Below are 22107 nucleotides of genomic sequence, written 5' to 3' on the forward strand. Positions count from 1 at the left end.
CCTCAGGTCGAGCTGGTGTAACCGCCATCGATCACGACGATCTCGCCGGTGACGAAGCGGTTCGATTGGAGCAGGTTCAACATGGTCTCGGCCACGTCGTCGGCGGTCACGCAACGGCGCAACGGCGTGGCGCGGGCACGCTTGCCCATGAGATCGTCGTACCGGTCTCCCAGCATGCGCTGCATCCAGTCGCCTTCCATCCAGCCTGGCGCGACGGCGTTCACGCGGATATCCGGTCCCAGGTTCCAGGCCAGGGTCTTGGTCAGGTTCACGACCGCCGCCTTGCTGGCGGCATAGGGCAGGGGCTGGGGCCCGGGCCTGAGCCCGACGATGCTGGCCGTGTTGACGATGGCCGGATCCGTGCCCTTCCTGAGCAGCGGCACCGCGGCGCGCGTGACCTGGAAAAGCCCCCGCACGTTCACGGCGAAGGTGCGGTCCCACTCGCCCATGTCCAGGCTGTCCAGGTCGCGGACCTTCCAGGCCGCCGTCGTGCCGGCATTGTTGACCAGGGCGTCCAGGTGGCCGAACCGGTCGCCGACGGCGCGCATCATCTCGCGCACCGCGGCATCGTCGGCCACGTCGCACTGGAGCAGCATCGTGCGGGCCCCCAGGGCAGCCGCCTCGCTGGCCACTTCGCTGGCGGCCTTCGCGCTGGATGCATAGTTGATCGCCACGTCGTACCCGGCGCGCGCCAGGGCCAGGACCGCGCTGCGGCCGATACCGGTCGCGCCGCCGGTGACCAGCGCCTTTCTTCTCTCGTTCATCTGCATTTCCATCGTGGTTTGATCGGACGGCCAGGCCTATTGCGGCTGAATCGCCAGTTCCTGCACCGTGTTCTTCCAGACCGCCTGCTGGCCGCGCACGAAGGCCTGGAGATCGGCCGCGCTGCCATGCATGGGGTAGACGCCCAGGTCGGCCAGGCGCGAGACCAGCTCCTTGTCATCCAGCAGGCGATTGATGTCGGCATTGATCCGTTCGACGACCGGGCCGGGCGTTCCGGTGGGCGCGAACAGCGCGAACCAACCCAGCGACTCGAAACCCGGCAGGGTCTCGGCCACCGTGGGCACCGACTCCAGGCCCGGCAACCGCTGCGGCGAGGTCACCGCCAGGGCTCGCATCTTGCCGGCCTTGACGTGCTGGACCAGGGCCGGGATGCCGTCGATGGTCAAGGCCGCCTCGCCCGCCAGCACCGCGTTGATGGCGGCCGGCGACCCCGCATAGGGCACGGTGAAGAGCTGGAAACCGCCGGCCCGCGCCAGCATCTCGCCGGTCAGGTGCGGCACCGAGCCAGCCTGTGCCGCCGCGAAATTCAACGTTCCCGGCCTGGCCTTGCCTTCCCTCGCCAGGTCGGCCACCGAACGGATGGCGGACGTGCCGGGCACCACCACCATCATGGGGCTGGTGCCCACCGCGGCCACGGGCACGATGTCGCGATCCACGTCATACTGCGGCTGCTTGTAGAGCAAGGGCGTGAGTACCGCCGCAGCGGCGGGCACGAACCCCACCGTGTAGCCGTCGGCCGCGGATCGCGCCAGCGTCGACATGCCCGGAATGCCACCGGCGCCTGGCTTGTTCTCGACATACACCGACTGCCCCCAGGCGTGCGAGAGCCGGTCCGCGACCAGCCGTGCCACGACGTCGGGCGCGGCCCCGGGCGGGAACGGCACGATCATCCTGACCGGCTTGACGGGCCAGGTCTGGGCCCGTGCATCCTGAATCAACGACAGGGCGACGGCGAACCCTGCCGCCCATGCCAGCAGCCGGCCGTGCCGGCCCAAGGCCATGATGCGTTGCATGCTTGTCTCCTGCGCGTGCTATCAAGTTTTTCTGGTGAACGCGAGGTGACTGTAGAGAAGTGGCGGTGCTACGGACAAGATGTCAAAATCCCATGAGTGATTCGATTTTGATATCCATGAAACTCAATCAACTGCGGGATCTCGTGGCCATCGTCGAACATGGCGGATTGCGCGCCGCCGCCCGCCGGCTGGGCGTGGCGCAGCCGCTGCTCACCCGCAGCGTGCGCGGCCTGGAAAAGGAACTGGGCACGCCGCTGTTCGAGCGCCAGGCGCGCGGCATGGTCCTGACGCCGCTCGGCCGGCTGTTCCACGAACGCGCGCGCGGCATGGTCAACGAACTGCGCCGGGCGCGCGACGAACTGGCGCAGGCCCAGGGTTCGGGCGCCGGCACGGTCATCGCCGGCCTGTCCATCATGCCGCACATGGGCCTGCTGCCCCGCGCCCTGCCCGCCTTCCGGCGGCGCTATCCCCAGGTCTACCTGCAACTCATCGAAGGACTGTTCCCCGACCTCGAATCGCAGTTGCGCAGCGGCGCCATCGACTTCTACCTGGGCGCCGCGCCCGGCACCGTGCCGGCCGGCTTCATCGTCGAACGACTGTTCTCCAATACCCGCGCCGTGGTCTGCCGCAAGGGGCATCCGCTGGCGCGCTCGCGTTCGCTCAAGGCGCTGGCCGGCGCCGAATGGGCCCTGCCCTCGACCGACTACGACAATCAGGACGACCTGGCGCGGCTGTTCCAGGAATACGGCCTGCCTTCGCCGCGCGTGGCGCTCCAGGCCCGCACAGCGCTGTCGATGATGGTCGCGCTGGCCAACAGCGACCTGCTGGCGCTGCTGCCGGTGCAATGGCGGGAATTCGACCTGACGCGCGATTCGCTGCAGGTGATCGCCGTGCGGGAAAGCCTGCCCGCGCCCGACATCGTGCTGATCCGGCGAGCGGAGATGCCCATGACGCCGGCGGCCGAGCACTTGTGCGATCTCATGCAGCGCAATGCGCCATCCCTCCAGCCCACGCGGGGCCGCGCATGATACGCAGGCACATCGAAGCGCAGGTGCTGGGCCTGACCGGACTGGCGCTGGGCGGCATCGACTTCGAGCATCCGCGCGGCGATCCTGGCCTGTTCGGCCCCGGCTCGGCCTGCTGGAAGGTGCACGGCGATTTCACCTCCATGCTCATCGGCGGCATCGCCGCGCTGCTGATGCAGATGCTGCATCCCCTCGCGCTCGCCGGCGTATGGGATCACTCCAACTTCCGCCAGGACATGCTGGGCCGCCTGCGCCGGACCGGCCAGTTCATCTCGGGCACCACCTATGCCGCCACGGCGGATGCGGAGCGGCTGATCGCGCGCGTGCGCGGCATCCACGAACAGGTGCGCGGCACGGCTCCCGACGGCCGTCCCTACGCGGCCGACGACCCCGACCTGCTGACCTGGGTCCACGTGGCCGAGGTCAGCAACTTCCTGGCGGCGCACCTGCGCCATCGCGACCCCACGCTGTCCGGCGCGGAACAGGACCGCTACTACGACGAGATCGCGCTGATCGCGCTGCGCCTGGGCGCCCGCGAGGTCCCCCGTTCACGCGCCGAAGTGGTCGCCTATCTCGCGCGCATGCGGCCACAACTGGTGTGCGACGACCGCACCCGCGAGATCGCCCGTATCCTGTTGTCGCATCCCCCGGCCGTCAGCCCGCTGGCGCGGCCGGTAAGCCGGTTCATGATGGAAGCCGGCACGGCCTTGCTGCCCGGCTGGGCCGCCGACATGCTGGAACTGCGGCGCCCCGCATGGCGCGTGCGGGCGGCCGGCGCCGCGATCGGCGGCATCGCGCCGGTCCTGCGCTGGGCCGTGCGCAACGGCTCGGCGCACCGGGCCAAGCGCCGCATGGGACTGCTTCCTCCCTCCTCCGACGGGCTTTGACGGGCGGCACGCGAATGTCTAACATATATTCCATATAGAAATTTGCTTATTTCTTTAAGAAATATATGATCTTCCGCCAGTTCTTCGATGCCGACTCCAGCACCTACACGTACCTCCTGGCATCCCGCCGCGGGGGCGAGGCGCTGATCATCGATCCGGTCAAGGAACGCCTGGACCACTATCTGCAAGCCATCCGCGAACTGGACCTGCGCCTGGTTCACGCCATCGACACCCACACCCACGCCGACCACATCACCGCGCTGGGCGACCTGCGCGACGCCACCGCCTGCACCACCATCATGGGCGAACGCTCGCGCGCCGAGTGCGTCTCGCGCCAGGTCGGCGACGGCGAGCTGCTGCGTGTCGACGGCATCACGCTGCAAGCGCTCTATACCCCCGGACACACCGACGAATCCTTCAGCTTCGTGCTGGAACCGACCGCGCCTCGTGCCGTCTTCACCGGCGATGTACTGCTGATCCGCAGCACGGGCCGCACCGATTTCCAGGCCGGCGACGCCGGGCTGTCCTGGCACTCCATCGTCGACCGCCTGTTCGCGCTGCCCGACGACACCACGGTCTACCCCGCGCACGACTACAAGGGCTGGACCGCCTCCAGCATCGGCGAGGAAAAGCGGCACAACCCCCGCCTGGCGGGCAAGACGCAAGCCCAGTATGTCGAGATCATGGACAACCTGAACCTGCCCAACCCGCGCCTGATGGACGTCGCCATACCGGCCAACCTGGCCTGCGGCCAGGCGCCGGCCGCCTGATCCGCCGGCTGGCGTCCCGGAGCCGGGCGATCCAGGGCCCCGGGGGCCGTGCCCCCCATGCCCATCCCGCAGGGCATCCATGAAGGCCTATCATGGGATGTCAACCGATCGAGTCCCATGACCACGCTGCTCGTCCACCATGAACTCAACCGCCACGGCCGCGACTTCGCGGTCGGGGACATCCATGGCCATTTCACGCGGCTGCGAACCGCGCTGGACCATGCCGGCTTCGATCCCGCCATCGACCGGCTTTTCAGCGTGGGCGACCTGGTCGACCGGGGGCCGGAATCCGAGCAGGCGCTGGACTGGCTGGCCCTGCCCTGGTTCCATGCGATACGCGGCAATCACGAAGACATCGCGATACGCTACGCCAGGGGCAACCCCGTCGACCAGACCAACTACATCGCCAACGGCGGAGCCTGGTTCGTGACGCTGCCCCTGGCGCGGCGCCGGATCTACGCCGAGGCCTTCGCCCGCCTGCCGCTGGCCAGGGAGATCGAGACGCCGGCGGGGCTCGTGGGCATCGTGCACGCGGACAGCCCGGTGCGGGACTGGAGCAGGCTGCGCTGGTCGCTGCGGCTGTGGCGCGCGGCGCGGGACCGCGCGATGTGGTCGCGCGCCCGGCTGCAAGACGAAGATGTCGGCGGCGTTGCCGGACTGCGCGCGCTGGTGGTGGGCCACACTCCGGTGGAAGATCCCGTCGTGCTCGGGAACGTCCATCACATCGACACGGGCGGATGGATGCAGGACGGCCGCTTCACGCTGCTGGACCTTGCCACGCTGCGGGCCCCGGCCATGCGCTAGACTGGTTCCTGCCGGACGCCGTACGGCGACAGGAGGGCATCCATGCAGTCGACGACTCCCTGCCCCTATTCCTTCGAGGCCTTCCCGCCGGGCATCGCCCCGCAGACCGGAACACGCGCGGCCATCACCTCGGATTACCGGCGGGCGGAACACGAGATGGTCGGACGCCTGCTGGACGAGATCGGCCCCTCGTCCGACGACGGACCGGTCATGGATCTCGCGTGGCGGCTGGCGTCCACGCTGCGCGACGAGTCGGCACGCCAGGCGACCGAAGGGCTGGCGCAGATGCTGCTGCAGGAGTTCTCGCTCTCGTCCGAGGAAGGCATCGCGCTGATGTGCCTGGCGGAGTCGGTCCTGCGCATACCGGACACCGCCACCCGGGACGCGCTCATCCGCGACAAGATCAGCAAGGGCCGATGGTCGGCCCACCTGGGGCACAGTCCGTCGCTGTTCGTCAATGCCGCCGTCTGGGGGCTCCTGCTGACCGGCCGGCTGTATGCCGCCCACCAGGGATCGGGCCCGCAGGCGGCGCTGGCCGGCCTGGTCGAGAAAGGCGGCGAGCCACTGGTACGGCGGGCAGTCGATGCCGCCATGCGCCTGCTGGGCGACCAGTTCGTCGCGGGCCGCACCGTGGAACAGGCGCTGGACCGCTCGCGCGCCCAGGTGGCACGGGGCTACACCCATTCCTATGACATGCTGGGCGAGGCGGCCATGACCGAGGCCGACGCCCTGCGCTACACGGCCGCCTACGAACACGCGATCCACCGCATCGGCGCCTCGTGCCGGGACGGCACGCCCTACGAAGTCCCCGGCATCTCGATCAAGCTGTCGGCCCTGCACCCGCGCTACGCACGCAGCCAACAGGCACGGGTACAAGGCGAACTCTACCCCCGCCTGCTGTCGCTCGCGCGCGCGGCGCGCGGCCACGGCATGGGTCTCAACATCGACGCGGAAGAGGCCGCGCGCCTGGATCTGTCGCTGGACCTGCTCGAACGCCTGTGCGGAGAACCGGACCTGGAAGGATGGAACGGCCTGGGCTTCGTCGTGCAGGCCTACCAGAAGCGCAGCCTGCGCCTGATCGAACACCTGGTGGCCCTGGCACGGCGCGGCGGCCGCCGGCTCATGGTGCGCCTGGTCAAGGGCGCGTACTGGGACAGCGAGATCAAGCTCGCCCAGGTCCAGGGCCTGCAGGACTACCCGGTGTTTACGCGCAAGCCCCATACCGACATCGCCTATCTCGCCTGCGCGCGCAGGCTGCTGGCGGCGCCCGACGCGGTGTTCCCGCAGTTCGCGACCCACAACGCCCATACCCTGGCGGCCGTCTACCATCTGGCCGGGCCGCAAGGCTTCCGCCCCGGACAATACGAATTCCAGTGCCTGCACGGCATGGGCGAGCCCCTGTACGACCAGGTCGTCGGCGCGGCGCGGGATGGCGGCCTGGGGCGTCCCTGCCGCATCTACGCGCCGGTCGGCCCGCACGACACGCTGCTGGCCTACCTGGTGCGGAGGCTGCTCGAGAATGGCGCGAACACCTCGTTCGTCCATCGCGTGGCCGATCACGACCTGCCGCTGGAAGCCGTGATCGTGGACCCGGTCGCGGCCGCCCGCGACATCGGCGCCGGGGGCGGCTCCGTGGGTGCGCCCGACCCGCGCATTCCCCTGCCGCCGAACCTGTACGGCGCCGAACGCGTCAACTCGCGCGGGCTGGACTGGTCCGACGAAGCCTGCCTGTTGCAACTGTCGCATCGGCTGGCGGGCGCGGCCGGACGCACCTGGCTGGCCCGCCCCCTGCTGGACGACCAGGCCGCGCCCGGGCCCCTCCTCGAGATTCGCAGCCCCGCCCATCGCGGCGATCTGGTCGGCCATGTGCAGGAAGCCTCGCCCGCCGATCTCGAACTCGCGCTCGTGCGCGCCGGCCATGCCGCACGCCTCTGGCGCGACACGGCCCCCGCCGAGCGCGCGGCCATCCTGCGCCGCGCGGCCGACGGCATGGAGGACGAACGCGAGGCGCTGGCAGCACTGATGGTGCGCGAGGCGGGCAAGACCTTGCCCAACGCCTTCGGCGAAGTGCGCGAGACCGTCGACTTCCTGCGCTACTACGCCGCGCGCGCCACCGACGGCTTCGACGGCGCCCTTCACCGGCCGCTGGGTATCGTGGCCTGCATCAGTCCATGGAACTTCCCGCTGTCCATTTTCACCGGACAGGTGGCGGCCGCGCTGGCGGCCGGCAATACGGTGGTGGCCAAGCCGGCGGAACAGACTCCCCTGATCGCCGCCGAGGCCGTGCGCATCCTGCGCGCGGCGGGCGTTCCACCGGGCGCGCTGCAGATGCTGCCGGGGCGCGGCGCATCCATCGGCGCCGGCCTGGTCGCCGACGCGCGCGTGCAGGGCGTGCTGTTTACCGGGTCGGTGGAAGTGGCCCGGGACATGCGGCGCGTGCTGGCCGAGCGGCTGGGCAGCGACGGCAGGAGCATTCCGCTGATCGCCGAGACCGGCGGACTGAACGCCATGATCGTCGATTCGTCCGCCCTGCCCGAGCAGGTGGTCGCCGACGTGATGGAATCGGCATTCGACAGCGCCGGCCAACGCTGCTCGGCCCTGCGCCTGCTGTGCCTGCAGGAGGACGTTGCCGACCGGATCCTGGCCATGTTGCGCGGCGCCATGGACGAATACCGCATCGGCCGGCCCGACCGCCTCGAGACCGATGCCGGGCCGGTCATAGACGAAGCCGCGCGGGACGACATCGAGCGCCACGTCGCGGCCATGCGCGATGCCGGCCGCCCGGTCCACCGCTCGGGCCGCCTGGACGCGGAAGAATGCCGGCAGGGATGTTTCGTCGCGCCGACGCTGATCGAGCTGGAACGGCCGGACCAATTGCGCCGCGAGGTGTTCGGGCCGGTACTTCACGTGGTGCGCTTCGCGGGGCGGCATCTCGACAGCCTGCTGGAACAGGTGAACGACCTGGGCTACGGTCTCACGCTGGGCCTGCACACCCGCATCGACGACACGGTCGCGCGGGTGCTCGACCGGGCGCGCGTGGGCAACGTCTACGTGAACCGCAACATGATAGGCGCCGTCGTCGGCGTGCAGCCCTTCGGCGGCGAGGGCATGTCGGGCACCGGCCCCAAGGCGGGCGGGCCGCTGTATCTTCCGCGCCTGTTGTCCTCGGCCCCGCCAGACATCGCGATACGCGCGCTGGCCCCGCATCCTCCGGCTCCCGCCTGGCTGCAACCCACCCGCCCCGCCCGGCCGCTTGCCGCCCTGTGGGACTGGGCCCGCGACCAGGGCATGGCGGAGCTGGCCGACCGCTGCGCGACCTACGCCGCGCGGCTGCCCGAGATCGCCGCGGCCACCCTGCCCGGCCCCACCGGACAACTCGACGTCTACGCGCTACGTCCGCGCGGCAGAGTGTTGTGCATCGCGGACGAGACCTCCGACCTGCTGGCCCAGCTGGCGGCGGCGCTGAGCACGGGCAATGAAGCGCTCTGGCAGGCCGGCCACCAGACGGCAGCATTGCACGCGTCGCTGCCGGCCGGCGTCGCCGGCCACGTGGCCGTGGCCGATCCCGCCGCATCGTCGTTCGACGCGGTCCTCGTCCATGCCGTGGGCAATCGCCTGAAATCCATCTTGCGCCAGCTTGCCCGCCGCGCGGGCGCGATCGTGCCGGTAGTGGACCTGGCTCCGGGAGACGCGGCCATTCCGCTCGAACGTCTGCTGGTCGAACGATCGGTCAGCATCAACACCGCCGCGGCGGGCGGCAATGCCAGCCTGATGACGATGGGTTAGGGCCGAGGGCTCAGGCGCGCATGTAGGCCCAGCCCTCGGCCTGCCGCCGCGCGATGTGCAGCACCGCGGCCTCGACCACGGCGATGCCGGCCGGCGCCTCCAGCCCATTGGCCGCCAGCGTGTTTGCGCAAAGCCGAAGATGGACGTCGGTGGCATCGGGCTGGCCCAGGGCGGCCGCGACGGCGCCCGCGTTGGCCACCAGTTCGACCTGGGCCTGGCCGTCGGCCTTGAGCAGGTTGGCCAGGTTGCGCCGCCCCCGCTCCAGCGCCGCGGGCGTGGGCGCATGGATGACGAGCCTGAGGGCCGGCATGGTCAGTCCACTCCCAATTGCGCCGACAAGTGGGCCACATAGCGGCCGAAGTCGGCATGGCCGCGGTCGCGCGACCTGGGCAGGTCGATCACCAGGTTCTCGGCCACGTTCGCGGGACGCCCTCCCAGCACCACGACGCGGTCGGCCAGGAACACCGCCTCGTCGATGTCGTGGGTGACGAACATGATCGCCGCGTGCGTGGACTGCCAGATCCGCATCAGTTCGGCCTGCAGGTGGCGGCGGGTCAACGCGTCCACCGCGCTGAAGGGCTCGTCCATCAGCAGGATGTCGGGCTTGACCGCGAGCGCGCGCGCGATGCCCACGCGCTGGGCCTGGCCGCCGGACAACTGGTGCGGCCAGCGGTCGGCGAACTCGGCCAGCCCCGTCATCCGCAGGGCCTCGTCCACCCGGCCGCGCTTTTCGTCGGCATCGATGTCCAGGGTCTCGAGGCCATAGGCCACATTGCCGGCCACGGTGCGCCAGGGCAGCAGCCGGCCGTCCTGGAACACCACGGCCCGGCGGCGCCGGCCCGCGCGCTGCGGCAGGCGGAAGTGCATCTGCCCCGCCGACGGCGCGATCAGGCCGGCGGCGGTGCGCAGCAGCGTGGACTTGCCCACGCCCGAGCCGCCGACCACGGCCAGGAACTCGCCCTTGGCGATGTCCAGGGACAAGTCCTGGATGACGGGCCCGGGCGCGCCGGGATGGGTATACGAGAAACGATCGAATTCGATTACGGCCGCCACGACAGCACCCTTTTTTCCAGCCACCCGTAGCCCAGGTCGCAAATGGCGTAGACCAGCGATATGGCCAGCATGTAGACGACGACCGCCTCGTAGGCGCCCACGCCCGCCGCGGCGTTCATTTCCTGTCCCATGCCCGGCACCCCCAGCAGTTCGGCCGCGATCAGCGTCATCCATGCCTGGCCGATGCCGGTGCGCACGCCCGCCAGCGTGCCGGGCGCGATGGCGGGCAGCGTGATGCTGACAGCGCGCCGCCAGTAGCTGCCCTGCCCGAAGCTGCGCGCCAGTTCATAGAAGCGGGGATCGATGTTGCGAACCGCGCTGTAGGTGGCGAAGTAGTTCACCCAGAACACGCCGATGGCGATGACGAAGGCGGCGCCGGCGTGGCTGACCTTGAACCAGGCGATGGCGAACACCACCCAGGCCAGCGGCGGAATGGGCCGCAGCACGCGGGCCAGGTAGGCCTGGAACAGGTCGAAGCGCCGTATCGTCGCAGCGGCCAGGCCGACGGCGATGCCGGACACGGTGCCCAGCGCCAGGCCCCAGAAGTAATGGATGAGGCTGGAGCCGACGGCGGGCAGCAGGCGGCCCGAGGTCCATTCCTGCGCCAGCGCGTCGGGCAGCGCGAACGGATCGGGCAGCGTACCGGGATTGACCCAGCGGAACACGCCCGCCGCCTTCCACAACAGCACGAAGACGACGATGCCCGCCACGCCGTAGGCCGCGCGCACCGGCCACCCGGGATTCTTGACCATCATGGACGGCGCGCCGGGTTAGCGCTTGCCGGCGACGGCGTCATAGAAACGCGTGTCGAACAGCTTGGTCACGTCCACCGCGGGCCCCTCCAGCGTGCCGGTCTCGGACTGGAACTTCTGCAGCACCAGCGTCGCCGGCACGATGACATTGGGATCGGCCTCGAACTGCCCCTTGGAATTGCGGATCGACTTCTCGACCAGGTCCACCGGCAGGCGGCCGCCGCCCACGTATTTCTGCACCAGGGGCGCGGCCTTGGCCGGATCGGTATCCAGCAGCCGGGTCGCCGCGACGTGGGCGGCCACCAGCGACTTCACCAGTTCTGGCTTCTCGCTGATCAGCTTCTCGCGCACCAGCAGTACCGCGCCGGGCTGGCGCGGGAACAGGTCGGAGCCGCGCGCGACGACGCGGGCCTTGGGCGCGCGGGTCAGCACGGTGGTCACGGTGGGTTCGAGGATCACGGCGCCGTCCACCGCGCCGGTCAGCAGGGTCTGCTGCATCTGCGCCTCGCCCTGGTAGATCAGCTTGAAGGACGCGGGATCGACCTTGATGCGATTGCGCAGCCAGTATTGCAGGGCGGCCTCGGGCACCGCGCCCTTGGGATAGCTGGCGATGACGGGCTGGCGCCCCTTGTCCTTGGCGAAGCGGGAGAAGGCCGTGGCGGGATCGCCGGAGGCGAAATAGGGGGCGAGATCGCCCATGGCGACGAAGCTGACCTGTTCGACGATGTTGGAGGCGACGACCTTGATGTCGGCGCCCTTGCCGCGCGCCACCAGGGCTGGCCCGATGCCGACGTAGGCGATGTCGAGCTGCCCCGCCAGCAGGGCCTGCACCAGCGCCGGTCCGCTCTGGAACTGGACCAGCTTGGCCGGACCGCCGTCGGCCGGCAGGGTGCCCTGCTCGCGCGCGATGAACAACTGCGCGTCGGGCAGGATGGGCAGGTAGCCGATCTCCAGCGGCGCGGCCGCCGCCGTCTGGAGAGAAGCCGAGGCGAGGCCGACGGCCAGCGCGGCGGATGCGAAGAAACGTTTCATGGTGTTCAGAACCCGGAGTGATATCGAGCAGATTCTATATATTGTATTTAAATGTTTTTGACTGACTTAACAACTAAAAGAAATAAGCTTAAGCCCCTGCCGGCGTGGTATGTTGTGCTCATCACGCACCTTCTACATGCGGCCCCGCGCCGCTCGGGAGGAGGAAAGCCGGCCTGCCAGCCAGGCCGCGCCGACCGATGGTATGAACGCGAAGGCTCGCACAGCGCATGCTCCTGCCGGCCCGCCCACCCGGGCCGCGCGACCATGCTTCGGCCCGGGCCGCGCCGCCGCCTCCTCCAGCCTGCCGCCTACCCCTTTCGCCGTTACGCGGCCCGTCCATCCGACCGGGCCTTCAAGGCGCCATGCGGACGCCATCCGCCGCCCCGCGCGGCCGGTTGCCCCGCGCTACCCCCTTGCGCGCCCAACCCTGGACAGCGAGTGCATCATGAGCGCACATCCCGTCGAGACCGTCCTGACCCTGGACGACAAATACACACGGCCGCGCGGCCGCGTCTACATGACCGGCACCCAGGCGCTGGTGCGCCTGATGCTGGCGCAGAAGCAGCGCGATGAAGCGGCCGGGCTGAACACCGCGGGCTTCGTCTCGGGCTACCGGGGCTCGCCGCTCGGGTCGGTGGACCTGGAGATGTGGAAGGCCGCCCGGCACCTGGAGGCCCATCGCATCAAGTTCGTGCCCGGGCTCAACGAGGAACTGGCGGCCACCGCGGTCTGGGGCACGCAGATGGTCAGCCTGGACGCCCGGGCCACCGCCGACGGCGTGTACGCGCTGTGGTACGGCAAGGGCCCGGGCGTGGACCGCTGCGGCGACGTGTTCAAGCACGGCAACATCGCGGGCTGCTCGCGCCATGGCGGCGTGGTGCTGGTGGCCGGCGACGACCACGCCTGCAAGTCGTCCACCCTGCCCCACCAGAGCGAACACGCGTTCATCGCGGCCATGATCCCGGTCCTGAATCCGGCGGGCGTGCGCGAGCTGATCGAGTTCGGCCTGCACGGCTATGCGATGTCGCGCTACTCCGGATGCTGGGTGGGGCTGAAAGTCGTCAGCGACACGGTGGAGTCGTCCACCTCCATGGACATCGATCCCATGGCGGTCGACATCCGCGTGCCCGACACCTATCCCATTCCGGAAGGCGGCTTCCACATCCGCTGGCCGGACCCGCCGCTGGAACAGGAGAACCGCCTGCAGCGCGAACGCCTGTACGCGCTGCTGGAGTACGTGCGGCAGAACGGGCTGAACCGCCAGGACTGGTTCGTTCCGCGGGCCAGGCTGGGCATCGTGACCACCGGCAAGAGCTACCTGGACGTGCGCGAGGCCCTGGCCATGATGGGCATCGACGAGGAAGCCGCGCGTTCCATGGGGTTGCGGCTGCTGAAGATAGGCGTGTCCTGGCCGCTGGAGCCCGAGTGCATCTGCGAGTTCGCCGAAGGCCTGGACGAGATCCTGGTGGTCGAGGAAAAGCGCCAGATCATCGAATACCAGATCAAGGAACATCTCTACAACGCCTCCATTTCCGCCCGCCCGCGCGTGGTCGGCAAATACGACGAGACCGGAGAATGGGTGCACGTGCCGCACGACGGCATCCTGCTGTCGCCCAACGGCGAGCTGACGCCGGCCGCCATCGCCGGCGTGATCGCCTCGCGCATCGCCAAGGTGATCGGCCGCGAGGCCCTGGACGCCCGCGCGCTGCCCTACCTGGACGCGCGCAAGCCGCCGGAGGGCTACACCCGCGCGGCTCCCGGCGCGCCGCAGCGGCTGCCCTACTTCTGTTCGGGCTGCCCGCACAACACGTCCACCAGGGTTCCCGAGGGCTCGCGCGCGGTGGCGGGAATAGGCTGCCACTACATGGCGCAGTGGATGAACCGCCATACCGAGACCTTCACGCAGATGGGCGGCGAAGGCGCGACCTGGATCGGCCAGGCCTTCTTCACCGACACGCCCCATATCTTCGCGAACCTTGGCGACGGCACCTATACGCACTCCGGGTCCCTGGCCATCCGGGCCGCGCTCGCGGCCGGCGTGAACATCACCTACAAGATCCTCGTCAACGACGCGGTCGCCATGACCGGCGGCCAGCCTGTCGAGGGCGCGCCCACCGTGCCGCAGATCCTGCAGCAGATGGTGGCCGAGGGCGTGCCCCACATCCATCTCGTGAGCGACGAACCGGATGCGCTGCGCGAGCTTCCGGGCCTGCCGGCGGGCATCGCCATCAGCCATCGCGACCGCATGGACGACATCCAGCGCGAACTGCGCGAGAAACCCGGCGTGTCGGTCATCGTCTACGTGCAGACCTGCGCCGCCGAGAAGCGCCGCCGCCGCAAGCGCGGCAAGCTGGCCGACCCTGCGCGCCGCGTACTCATCAACGAGGAAGTCTGCGAGGGGTGCGGCGATTGCGGCGTGCAGTCGAACTGCGTGTCCATCCTGCCTCTGGAGACGCCGCTGGGCCGCAAGCGCACCATCGACCAGAGTTCGTGCAACAAGGATTTCTCGTGCGTGAAAGGGTTCTGCCCCAGCTTCGTCACGGTCGAGGGCGGCGCGCTGCGCAAGCCGGCGGCGCGGCAGGTGACACCGCCGCGGGACCTGCCGGCACCGGACCTGCCCGGACTGGAACAGGCCTGGAACATCGTCGTGACCGGCGTGGGCGGCACCGGCGTGGTCACGATAGGCGCGCTGATGGGCATCGCCGCCCACCTCGAGGGCAAGGGCGTCATCGTGCTGGACATGGCCGGGCTGGCGCAGAAAGGCGGCGCGGTGATGTCGCACGTGCGGCTCGCCGCCACCCCCGCCGCGCTGCACGCCACGCGGGTTCCCGCCCGCCAGGCCGACGTCGTGCTGGGCTGCGACCTGATGGTCGCCTGCGGCCAGGACGCCATCGACATGATGGCCAGGACCCGCACCCGCGCGGCGCTGAACCTGGACGTATCGCCCACCGGCGCCTTTACCCAGGACCCCGACTGGCACGCCTCGCCCGAGGCCATGCTGCAACGCGTGCGCGATGCGGCCTGGCAGACCGACGCGGTGGATGCCACCGAGATCGCCACCGGCCTCCTGGGCGACGCGATCGCCACCAACGTCTTCATGCTGGGCTATGCATGGCAGAAGGGCTGGATCCCCCTGCGCGAGGACTCGCTGATGCGGGCGATCGAACTGAACGCCACGGCCGTGGAGATGAACAAGGCCGCGTTCGCATGGGGCCGGCAGGCCGCGCTGGACCTGCCGGCGGCCAGCGTCGCCGCCGGGCTCAAGCGGCCCGGCACGGTGGTAATGATGCCGCCCCGGCCGTACTCGCTGGATGCCCTGCTGGCCGACCGCACGCAGCGGCTCGCCCGCTACCAGAACGCCGCCTATGCCGCCCGCTACGAAACCTTCGTGCGCGAGATCGCCGCCCTGGAAGAGGAACGGGTCTCGGGCAACCGGCTGGCGCGCACGGTCGCGGCCAGCCTCTACAAGCTCATGGCCTACAAGGACGAGTACGAGGTCGCCCGGCTGTTCGTCGAAACCGGCTTCGCCGAACGCGTCGCGCGCCAGTTCGAAGGCGACTACCGCCTGCGCTTCCACCTGGCGCCGCCTCTGTTCGCGCGCCGGGACGCGCACGGCCATCTGGTGAAGCAGGCCTACGGCCCATGGGTGCTGACGGCCTACAAATGGCTGGCCCGGGCGCGCCGGCTGCGCGGCACGCCTTTCGATCCGTTCGGCTACCTGCCCGAGCGGCGCGCGGAGCGGGCGGCGATCGGCTGCTACCAGGCCTTGATGCGGGAGATCGCCGCCACGCTTACTCCCGAACGCCTGCCCGTGGCGCTCGAACTGGCCCGGCTTCCGCAGGAAGTGCGCGGCTTCGGACACGTCAAGGAGGAGAACGCGCGCGTTGCCCGCATCAAGCAGGAGCGCCTGCTGGCCCGGTACGCCGAGCCCCCCGGCTCGACCTCGCCGCAGGAGCGCCGGGTCCCCCACGCCGTGGCCTGACACATCCTTCCCGCAGCAAGACAAGAACCGGAGAACCTCCATGATCCCGCTGCCTTCCCTGGACTTCGGCGTGAACGACACCACCGAGATGCTGCGCGAGGTCGTGCGCAGCTTCGCCTCCAACGAGATCGAACCGCGCGCCGCGGCCATCGACAAGGACAACGCGTTCCCCCGGGACCTGTGGAAAAAAATGGGCGACCTCGGGCTGCACGGCATGACGGTGGGCGACGACTACGGCGGCATCGCGCTGGGCTACCTCGCGCACGTGGTGACCATGGAAGAGCTGTCGCGGGCGTCGGCCGCGGTGGGCCTGTCCTACGGGGCACACTCCAATCTTTGCATCAACCAGTTGCACCGGCATGGCACGCCCGAGCAGAAGGCACGCCACCTGCCGCCGCTGGTCGCCGGGGATCACGTGGGCGCGCTGGCGATGAGCGAGACGACATCCGGCTCGGACGTCGTGTCCATGCGGCTGCGTGCCACGCGCAAGGGCGCGCGCTTCGTGCTGAACGGCTCGAAGATGTGGATCACCAACGGCGGCGACGCCGACACCCTGATCGTCTACGCCAAGACCGACCCCGACGCCGGGCCGCACGGCATCACCGCCTTCATCGTCGAGAAAGGCTTCCCCGGCCTGGCCTTCGGCGAGAAGCTCGACAAGCTCGGCATGCGGGGCTCCAACACCTATCCTGTGTTCTTCGACGACTGCGAAGTGCCGGAGGAAAACGTGCTGGGCGGCGTCGGCAACGGCGTGGGCGTGCTGATGAGCGGACTGGACTACGAACGCGCGGTGCTTGCCGGCGGACCGCTGGGCATCATGGCGGCCTGCATGGACGTCGTGCTGCCCTACGTGCACGAGCGCAAGCAGTTCGGACAGAGCGTGGGCGAGTTCCAGCTGATGCAGGGAAAGCTGGCCGACATGTACACCACCTGGCAGGCCTGCCGCGCATACGTCTACGCCGTGGCCCGCAGCTGCGACCGGCCCGGCCACGGCCGATCGCTGCGCAAGGATGCCGCGGGCGCCATCCTGTATGCCGCCGAGAAGGCGACCTGGATGGCCGGAGAAGCCATCCAGGCGCTGGGAGGCAACGGCTACGTCAACGACTATCCGACGGGACGCCTGTGGCGCGACGCCAAGCTGTACGAGATCGGCGCGGGCACCAGCGAGATCCGGCGCATGCTGATAGGCAGGGAACTCTTCGCCGAAACCCGCTGACCCCTTGCCCAGGAGCCAGGCCATGCATGCCCACACCAGCCGGCTGGATACCCGTTCCCCGGAATTCCAGGCCAATGCCGATGCCATGCGCCGCCTCGTGGCGGACCTGCGCGCGCGGGTGGCGCGGGCCGCGCTGGGCGGCGGAGACGCCGCCCGCGCCCGGCACGCCGCGCGCGGCAAGCTGCTGCCCCGCGAGCGCATCCGCCTGCTGCTGGACCCCGGTTCGCCCTTCCTGGAAATCGGCCAACTGGCCGCGCTGGGCCTGTACGGCGACGAGGCCCCGTGCGCCGGCCTGATCGCGGGCGTCGGCCGCATCCAGGGCGTGGCCTGCATGGTCGTGGCCAACGACGCCACGGTCAAGGGCGGCACCTATTACCCCATGACGGTGAAGAAACACCTGCGGGCCCAGGAAATCGCCGAGACGAACCACCTGCCCTGCGTCTACCTGGTCGACTCCGGCGGTGCCTACCTGCCCTTGCAGGACGAGGTCTTTCCCGACCGCGAGCACTTCGGCCGCATCTTCTACAACCAGGCCAACATGTCGGCCCGGGGCATCGCGCAGATATCGGTCGTGATGGGGTCCTGCACCGCCGGCGGCGCCTACGTCCCCGCGATGAGCGACGAAACCGTGATCGTGCGGGACCAGGGCACGATCTTCCTGGGCGGACCGCCGCTGGTGAAGGCCGCGACCGGGGAAATCGTCAGCGCCGAGGACCTGGGCGGCGGCGACGTGCACACCCGCGTCTCGGGCGTGGCCGACCACCTGGCCGAGAACGACGCCCACGCGCTGCACCTGGCCCGCCGCATCGTCGGCAATCTGAACCGCCCCGCCGCGCCCGCGCTGGCCGACGGCGACGAACCCGCGCACGATCCCGAGGAACTGTACGGCGTCGTGCCGCAGGACGTCCGCAAGCCCTGCGACGTGCGCGAGATCGTCGCCCGGCTGGTGGACGGATCGCGCTACGACGAGTTCAAGGCCCGCTACGGCCCCACTCTCTTCACCGGCTTCGCGCGCCTGTACGGCATGCCCGTGGGCATCGTCGCCAACAACGGCATCCTGTTCTCGGAATCGGCGCAGAAAGGCGCGCACTTCATCGAGCTGTGCGCCCAGCGGTCGATCCCGCTGATCTTCCTGCAGAACATCAGCGGCTTCATGGTGGGGCGCAAATACGAGAACGGCGGCATCGCCAAGGACGGCGCCAAGATGGTGACGGCGGTCGCCACCGCCCGGGTACCCAAGCTGACCGTCATCATCGGCGGCAGCTTCGGCGCGGGCAACTACGGCATGTGCGGCCGCGCCTACGGCCCCCGCTTCCTGTGGATGTGGCCCAACGCCCGCATCGGCGTCATGGGCGGCGAGCAGGCCGCCTCGGTCCTGGCCACGGTGCGGCGCGACACCGCGCAGTCGCGCGGCGAGGCCTGGAGCGACGAAGCAGAGGAAGCCTTCAAGGCGCCCATCCGCCGCCAGTACGAGACCCAGGGCCATCCCTATTACGCCACGGCCAGGCTATGGGACGACGGCATCATCGATCCCGCGCAGACGCGGCGCGTGCTGGGCCTGTCGCTGGCGACGGCATTGAACGCTCCCATGGAGCCGACCCGCTTCGGCCTGTTCCGGATGTAGCGCCCTTCAAGGAAAGCCCCATCGTGTTCGACAAGATCCTGATCGCCAATCGCGGAGAAATCGCCTGCCGGATCATGGCCACGGCCCGGCGGATGGGCGTGGCGACCGTCGCGGTGTACTCGGACGCGGATGCCGGCGCGCGGCACGTCCGGCAAGCCGACGCGGCCCGGCGCATCGGCCCCGCCCCGGCGCGCGACTCCTACCTGCGCGCGGACGCGCTGGTCGAGGCCGCGCTGGCCAGCGGCGCGCAGGCCGTCCATCCGGGCTACGGCTTCCTGTCCGAGAACGCGGCGTTCGCCGAGGCCTGCGAACGCGCGGGCCTGGTCTTCATCGGGCCGCCCGCCGGCGCGATCCGCGCGATGGGCTCCAAGTCCGCCGCCAAGGCCCTGATGGAAAGGGCGGGCGTGCCGCTTACCCCCGGCTATCACGGCGACGACCAGGATCCCGCGCTGCTGGCCCGCGAGGCCGCCCGCATCGGCTATCCGGTGCTGATCAAGGCCAGCGCGGGCGGCGGCGGCAAGGGCATGCGCCGCGTGGACCGGGCCGAGGACTTCGATGCGGCGCTGGCCGCCTGCAAGCGCGAGGCCGTGGGGGCCTTCGGCGACGATCGCATGCTGGTCGAACGCTACGTCCTGCGCCCGCGCCACATCGAGATCCAGGTCTTCGGCGATCGCCACGGCAACATGGTCCATCTGTTCGAGCGCGACTGCTCGGTCCAGCGCCGCCACCAGAAGGTACTGGAAGAGGCGCCCGCGCCGGGCATGACCGCCGCGCGTCGCGAGGCCATGGGCCGGGCCGCCATCGACGCCGCGCGCGCCGTGGGCTACGTGGGCGCCGGCACGGTGGAGTTCATCGTCGATCCCGGGGGCGCCTTTTATTTCATGGAAATGAACACGCGGCTGCAGGTCGAGCATCCGGTCACGGAAATGATCACCGGGCTCGACCTGGTCGAATGGCAGTTGCGCGTGGCAAGCGGCGAACCGCTGCCGCGGGACCGCCGGCCGACGGCCCCGTCCGGCCATGCGCTGGAAGCGCGTCTTTACGCCGAGGATCCCCATCAAGGCTTCCTGCCCGCGGCGGGGCGGCTGCGGCGCTTCGTGCCGCCTCCCGCGGCCCCCTGGCTGCGCCTGGACGCGGGCGTCGACGAAGGCGACACCATCTCCCCGCACTACGATCCGATGATCGCCAAGCTCGTCGTCCATGGCGCCGATCGGCGCGAGGCACTGGCCCGCATGCGGCAGGCCTTGTCCGCCTGCCGCATCGTGGGCCTGCCCACCAATCTCGCCTTCCTGTCGCGGCTGGTCGCCACGCCCTCGTTCGAACAGGCGGACCTGGACACCGGCCTGATCGAACGCGAACACGATCGCCTGTTCGGGCCCGACGAACCGCCGCCCCGGGAAGCGTGGCTACTGGCCGCGCTGGCCGAAATGCGGCACGTCGCCGGCACGACGCCGGCCGGTTCGCCGTGGCGCGCGGACGGCTGGCGCCTGAATGGCGACGCCGCCACGGCATTCCTGTTCGCGTGCGGCGGCGATCGCCGCGAAGTCTCGGTCAAGCCCGGGCCCGGAGGAATGATCGCCGTGCTGGACGGCTCGACGGTCTCCGTCTGCGTGCGCGGGGAAGATCCGCGACTGGAAGCGGCCCTGCCCGATCGCACGCTGCGGGCGGACGTCTACCGGGACGGGGCCCACCGCATCGTGTATTGCGACGGCTCGGCATGGACGTTCACACGGGTCGATCCGCTACTGGCCTGGAAGCAAGGAGCAGACACCGGCGGCGCCCTGACCGCGCCCATGCCGGGCCGGATGGCTGCGCATCTGGTGCCACCCGGCGCACGGGTAACCGCCGGCACGCCGCTGCTGGTGCTTGAAGCCATGAAGATGGAACACACGATCGGCGCCCCGTCGGACGGGCGGGTGAAGGCCTTCCGCTTCGCGGTGGGCGACGCGGTGAACGACGGCGACGAACTGGTGGACTTCGAGACCTGACATGCCACCGGGTTCAGGATGCGCCCTCACCCTGCGGCCCCGCCTTGTGCCGTTGCCTGGCCGCCAGCACGGCGCCCCACGCCAGCCCCGCCGTGGCCGCCACGGCCGATGCCGTCAGCACGCCCAGCTTCGCCGCCCCCAGCAGACTTTCGTCGCCGAACGCCAGATTGGCGATGAAGATGGACATCGTGAAGCCTATGCCCGCCAGCAAGCCTACCAGCACGACCCCGCCCCATGTCGCGCCGGCAGGCAACCTGCACCATCCCAGACGGACCGCGATCCAGCTGGCAGCGACGACGCCCAGCGGCTTGCCGATCACCAGCGCCGCCGCCACGCCCAGCATGACGGCCTGCGACGAGGACACCGACAGGTCCACGCCGTCCAGCGTGACGCCGGCGTTGGCCAGGGCGAACAGGGGCATGACGACATAGGCCACCCACGGATGCAGGGCCATCTGCACGCGCGTCACGGGCGCGACCAGCTCGCGCTGCGCCCATCGCAGCCGCCGCGCCTGCGCCGCCGTGCCACCGGTATCGGCGGCGCCCTCGCGCACCAGGAAATCCGCCGCGCGGCGCACGATGTCCAGCGGATGTTCGTGGCGCGGCGCGGGCAGCACCGGCGTCATCAGCCCCAGCACGACCCCCGCCAGTGTGGGATGCGCGCCCGTCTGCAACAGGCCGATCCACAGCACCGCGCCGGGCAACACGTAGGCGTAGGCGGTCCCCACGCCCATCCGTTGCAGGGCCAGCACCATCACGATGCCCACGGCGGCCACGAGCAATCCGCTGAGGTCCAGCCCGCCGGAATAGAACATTGCGATGATCAGCACCGCGACGATGTCGTCGATGATCGCCAGCGCCAGCAGGAAGATGCGCACGCTGGCGGGAATGGACCGGCCCAGCAGCGCCAGCACGCCGACCGCGAACGCGATGTCGGTGGCGGTGGGCACGGCCCAGCCCTGGCTTTGCGGCGCCTGGCCGTTGAACGCAAGATAGATCAGCGCGGGCACCGCCACGCCGCCCAGGGCGGCCGCCAGCGGCAGCGCCGCCTGGGCCAGGCTGGCCAGCGCGCCCTCGTGGATCTCGCGCCGTATCTCCATCCCGACCACGAGGAAGAACACCGTCATCAATGCGTCGTTGATCCAGAAATGCAGCGACTGCGAGACGACGTGGCTGCCCAGGCCGAAAGTCAGCGGCGCATGCCACAGCGCGTGGTAGGCGGAGGCGTAGGAGGAATTGGCCCAGACCAGGGCGGTGGCGGCGGCCGCCAGCAGCACGATGCCGCTGACGGCTTCGATGTGAAGAAATCTTTCCACCGCGAGCAGGGCTCGAGCGGCAAGATCCTGGGCGCGCGGAACGGGCCGGCGAGGGGCGTGTCGGTTCATCTGGATCA

At 70.0% G+C, this 22107-nt stretch carries 16 protein-coding genes; 9 read left to right on the forward strand and 7 right to left on the reverse strand.

All coding sequences use genetic code 11. The annotated features are described in order from the left end of the window. Positions 1–2: 2 nt before the first annotated feature. Together N5K27_RS10245 and N5K27_RS10250 are read right to left on the reverse strand one after the other, a co-directional pair. Positions 3–764, reverse strand: coding sequence for an SDR family oxidoreductase (locus N5K27_RS10245; protein ID WP_132979198.1), 762 nt, complete (start codon positions 762–764; stop codon positions 3–5). 36 nt (positions 765–800) lie between these two features. Next, the gene (locus N5K27_RS10250) at positions 801–1796 is read right to left on the reverse strand and encodes a tripartite tricarboxylate transporter substrate binding protein (protein ID WP_132979197.1); all 996 of its coding nucleotides are present in this window, start codon (positions 1794–1796) and stop codon (positions 801–803) included. A gap of 116 nt (positions 1797–1912) precedes the next feature. Here N5K27_RS10250 and N5K27_RS10255 point away from each other — a divergent pair, with 116 nt between their 5' ends. The 5 genes from N5K27_RS10255 (at position 1913) to putA (ending at position 9068) form a co-directional block, all read left to right on the forward strand. Continuing rightward, positions 1913–2824, forward strand: coding sequence for a LysR substrate-binding domain-containing protein (locus N5K27_RS10255; protein WP_087837441.1), 912 nt, complete (start codon positions 1913–1915; stop codon positions 2822–2824). Continuing rightward, positions 2821–3708: an oxygenase MpaB family protein gene (locus N5K27_RS10260; RefSeq protein ID WP_279816182.1), complete on the forward strand. Its 888-nt coding sequence runs from the start codon at positions 2821–2823 to the stop codon at positions 3706–3708. Before N5K27_RS10255 ends, N5K27_RS10260 begins: the two co-directional genes overlap by 4 nt. A 65-nt stretch (positions 3709–3773) precedes the next feature. Next, on the forward strand, positions 3774–4478 hold the full coding sequence (locus N5K27_RS10265) for an MBL fold metallo-hydrolase (protein ID WP_087837443.1): 705 nt from the start codon (positions 3774–3776) through the stop codon (positions 4476–4478). Between the two features lie 117 nt (positions 4479–4595). After that, a complete protein-coding gene (locus N5K27_RS10270) occupies positions 4596–5282 on the forward strand; it encodes a metallophosphoesterase (protein ID WP_279816185.1) in 687 nt (228 codons plus the stop codon). A gap of 42 nt (positions 5283–5324) precedes the next feature. After that, entirely contained in the window at positions 5325–9068 is a 3744-nt protein-coding gene (gene putA, locus N5K27_RS10275) for a trifunctional transcriptional regulator/proline dehydrogenase/L-glutamate gamma-semialdehyde dehydrogenase (RefSeq protein WP_279816188.1), read from the forward strand. Positions 9069–9078: 10 nt separating this feature from the next. Here the strand turns inward: putA and N5K27_RS10280 are convergent, their stop codons facing one another. Genes N5K27_RS10280 through N5K27_RS10295 form a run of 4 tightly spaced genes read right to left on the reverse strand, consistent with a single transcriptional unit; the run spans position 9079 to position 11905 of the window. Continuing rightward, the gene (locus N5K27_RS10280; protein ID WP_087837446.1) at positions 9079–9378 is read right to left on the reverse strand and encodes a hypothetical protein; all 300 of its coding nucleotides are present in this window, start codon (positions 9376–9378) and stop codon (positions 9079–9081) included. A 2-nt stretch (positions 9379–9380) separates the two neighbouring features. Then, entirely contained in the window at positions 9381–10121 is a 741-nt protein-coding gene (locus N5K27_RS10285; protein ID WP_087837447.1) for an ABC transporter ATP-binding protein, read from the reverse strand. Next, on the reverse strand, positions 10109–10876 hold the full coding sequence (locus tag N5K27_RS10290) for an ABC transporter permease subunit (RefSeq protein ID WP_176400659.1): 768 nt from the start codon (positions 10874–10876) through the stop codon (positions 10109–10111). The genes N5K27_RS10285 and N5K27_RS10290 overlap by 13 nt, the downstream gene beginning before the upstream one ends. A gap of 15 nt (positions 10877–10891) precedes the next feature. Continuing rightward, positions 10892–11905, reverse strand: a complete 1014-nt coding sequence (locus N5K27_RS10295) for an ABC transporter substrate-binding protein (protein ID WP_087837448.1) — start codon at positions 11903–11905, stop codon at positions 10892–10894. Between the two features lie 445 nt (positions 11906–12350). Between N5K27_RS10295 and N5K27_RS10300 the strand changes: the two genes are divergently transcribed. From N5K27_RS10300 to N5K27_RS10315, 4 genes are read left to right on the forward strand one after another with little or no spacing between them, the layout of a single operon-like run. After that, a complete protein-coding gene (locus tag N5K27_RS10300) occupies positions 12351–15887 on the forward strand; it encodes an indolepyruvate ferredoxin oxidoreductase family protein (RefSeq protein ID WP_279816195.1) in 3537 nt (1178 codons plus the stop codon). Positions 15888–15930: 43 nt separating this feature from the next. Further along, complete coding sequence (locus tag N5K27_RS10305; RefSeq protein ID WP_343927927.1) at positions 15931–17103, forward strand: isovaleryl-CoA dehydrogenase; 1173 nt, start codon at positions 15931–15933, stop codon at positions 17101–17103. Between the two features lie 22 nt (positions 17104–17125). Further along, positions 17126–18727: a carboxyl transferase domain-containing protein gene (locus N5K27_RS10310; protein ID WP_279816201.1), complete on the forward strand. Its 1602-nt coding sequence runs from the start codon at positions 17126–17128 to the stop codon at positions 18725–18727. Between the two features lie 23 nt (positions 18728–18750). Continuing rightward, entirely contained in the window at positions 18751–20715 is a 1965-nt protein-coding gene (locus N5K27_RS10315; protein ID WP_087837451.1) for an acetyl/propionyl/methylcrotonyl-CoA carboxylase subunit alpha, read from the forward strand. Positions 20716–20728: 13 nt separating this feature from the next. Here the strand turns inward: N5K27_RS10315 and nhaA are convergent, their stop codons facing one another. Continuing rightward, positions 20729–22099 carry a Na+/H+ antiporter NhaA gene (nhaA, locus tag N5K27_RS10320; RefSeq protein WP_279816204.1) on the reverse strand — a complete coding sequence of 457 codons (1371 nt, stop codon included), beginning with the start codon at positions 22097–22099 and terminating at the stop codon, positions 20729–20731. Positions 22100–22107: the final 8 nt, after the last annotated feature.

The sequence above is a fragment of the Pigmentiphaga sp. GD03639 genome (genome assembly GCF_029845405.1).
Classification (GTDB): domain Bacteria; phylum Pseudomonadota; class Gammaproteobacteria; order Burkholderiales; family Burkholderiaceae_B; genus Pigmentiphaga; species Pigmentiphaga daeguensis.

What these genes read in the sequence shown, in the direction of transcription:
- N5K27_RS10245 (WP_132979198.1), bottom strand. Translation starts at nt 764, where the DNA reads ATGAACGAGAGAAGAAAGGCGCTGGTCACCGGCGGCGCGACCGGTATC.
- N5K27_RS10250 (WP_132979197.1), bottom strand. Translation starts at nt 1,796, where the DNA reads ATGCAACGCATCATGGCCTTGGGCCGGCACGGCCGGCTGCTGGCATGG.
- N5K27_RS10255 (WP_087837441.1), top strand. Translation starts at nt 1,913, where the DNA reads ATGAAACTCAATCAACTGCGGGATCTCGTGGCCATCGTCGAACATGGC.
- N5K27_RS10260 (WP_279816182.1), top strand. Translation starts at nt 2,821, where the DNA reads ATGATACGCAGGCACATCGAAGCGCAGGTGCTGGGCCTGACCGGACTG.
- N5K27_RS10265 (WP_087837443.1), top strand. Translation starts at nt 3,774, where the DNA reads ATGATCTTCCGCCAGTTCTTCGATGCCGACTCCAGCACCTACACGTAC.
- N5K27_RS10270 (WP_279816185.1), top strand. Translation starts at nt 4,596, where the DNA reads ATGACCACGCTGCTCGTCCACCATGAACTCAACCGCCACGGCCGCGAC.
- putA (WP_279816188.1), top strand. Translation starts at nt 5,325, where the DNA reads ATGCAGTCGACGACTCCCTGCCCCTATTCCTTCGAGGCCTTCCCGCCG.
- N5K27_RS10280 (WP_087837446.1), bottom strand. Translation starts at nt 9,378, where the DNA reads ATGCCGGCCCTCAGGCTCGTCATCCATGCGCCCACGCCCGCGGCGCTG.
- N5K27_RS10290 (WP_176400659.1), bottom strand. Translation starts at nt 10,876, where the DNA reads ATGATGGTCAAGAATCCCGGGTGGCCGGTGCGCGCGGCCTACGGCGTG.
- N5K27_RS10295 (WP_087837448.1), bottom strand. Translation starts at nt 11,905, where the DNA reads ATGAAACGTTTCTTCGCATCCGCCGCGCTGGCCGTCGGCCTCGCCTCG.
- N5K27_RS10300 (WP_279816195.1), top strand. Translation starts at nt 12,351, where the DNA reads ATGAGCGCACATCCCGTCGAGACCGTCCTGACCCTGGACGACAAATAC.
- N5K27_RS10310 (WP_279816201.1), top strand. Translation starts at nt 17,126, where the DNA reads ATGCATGCCCACACCAGCCGGCTGGATACCCGTTCCCCGGAATTCCAG.
- nhaA (WP_279816204.1), bottom strand. Translation starts at nt 22,099, where the DNA reads ATGAACCGACACGCCCCTCGCCGGCCCGTTCCGCGCGCCCAGGATCTT.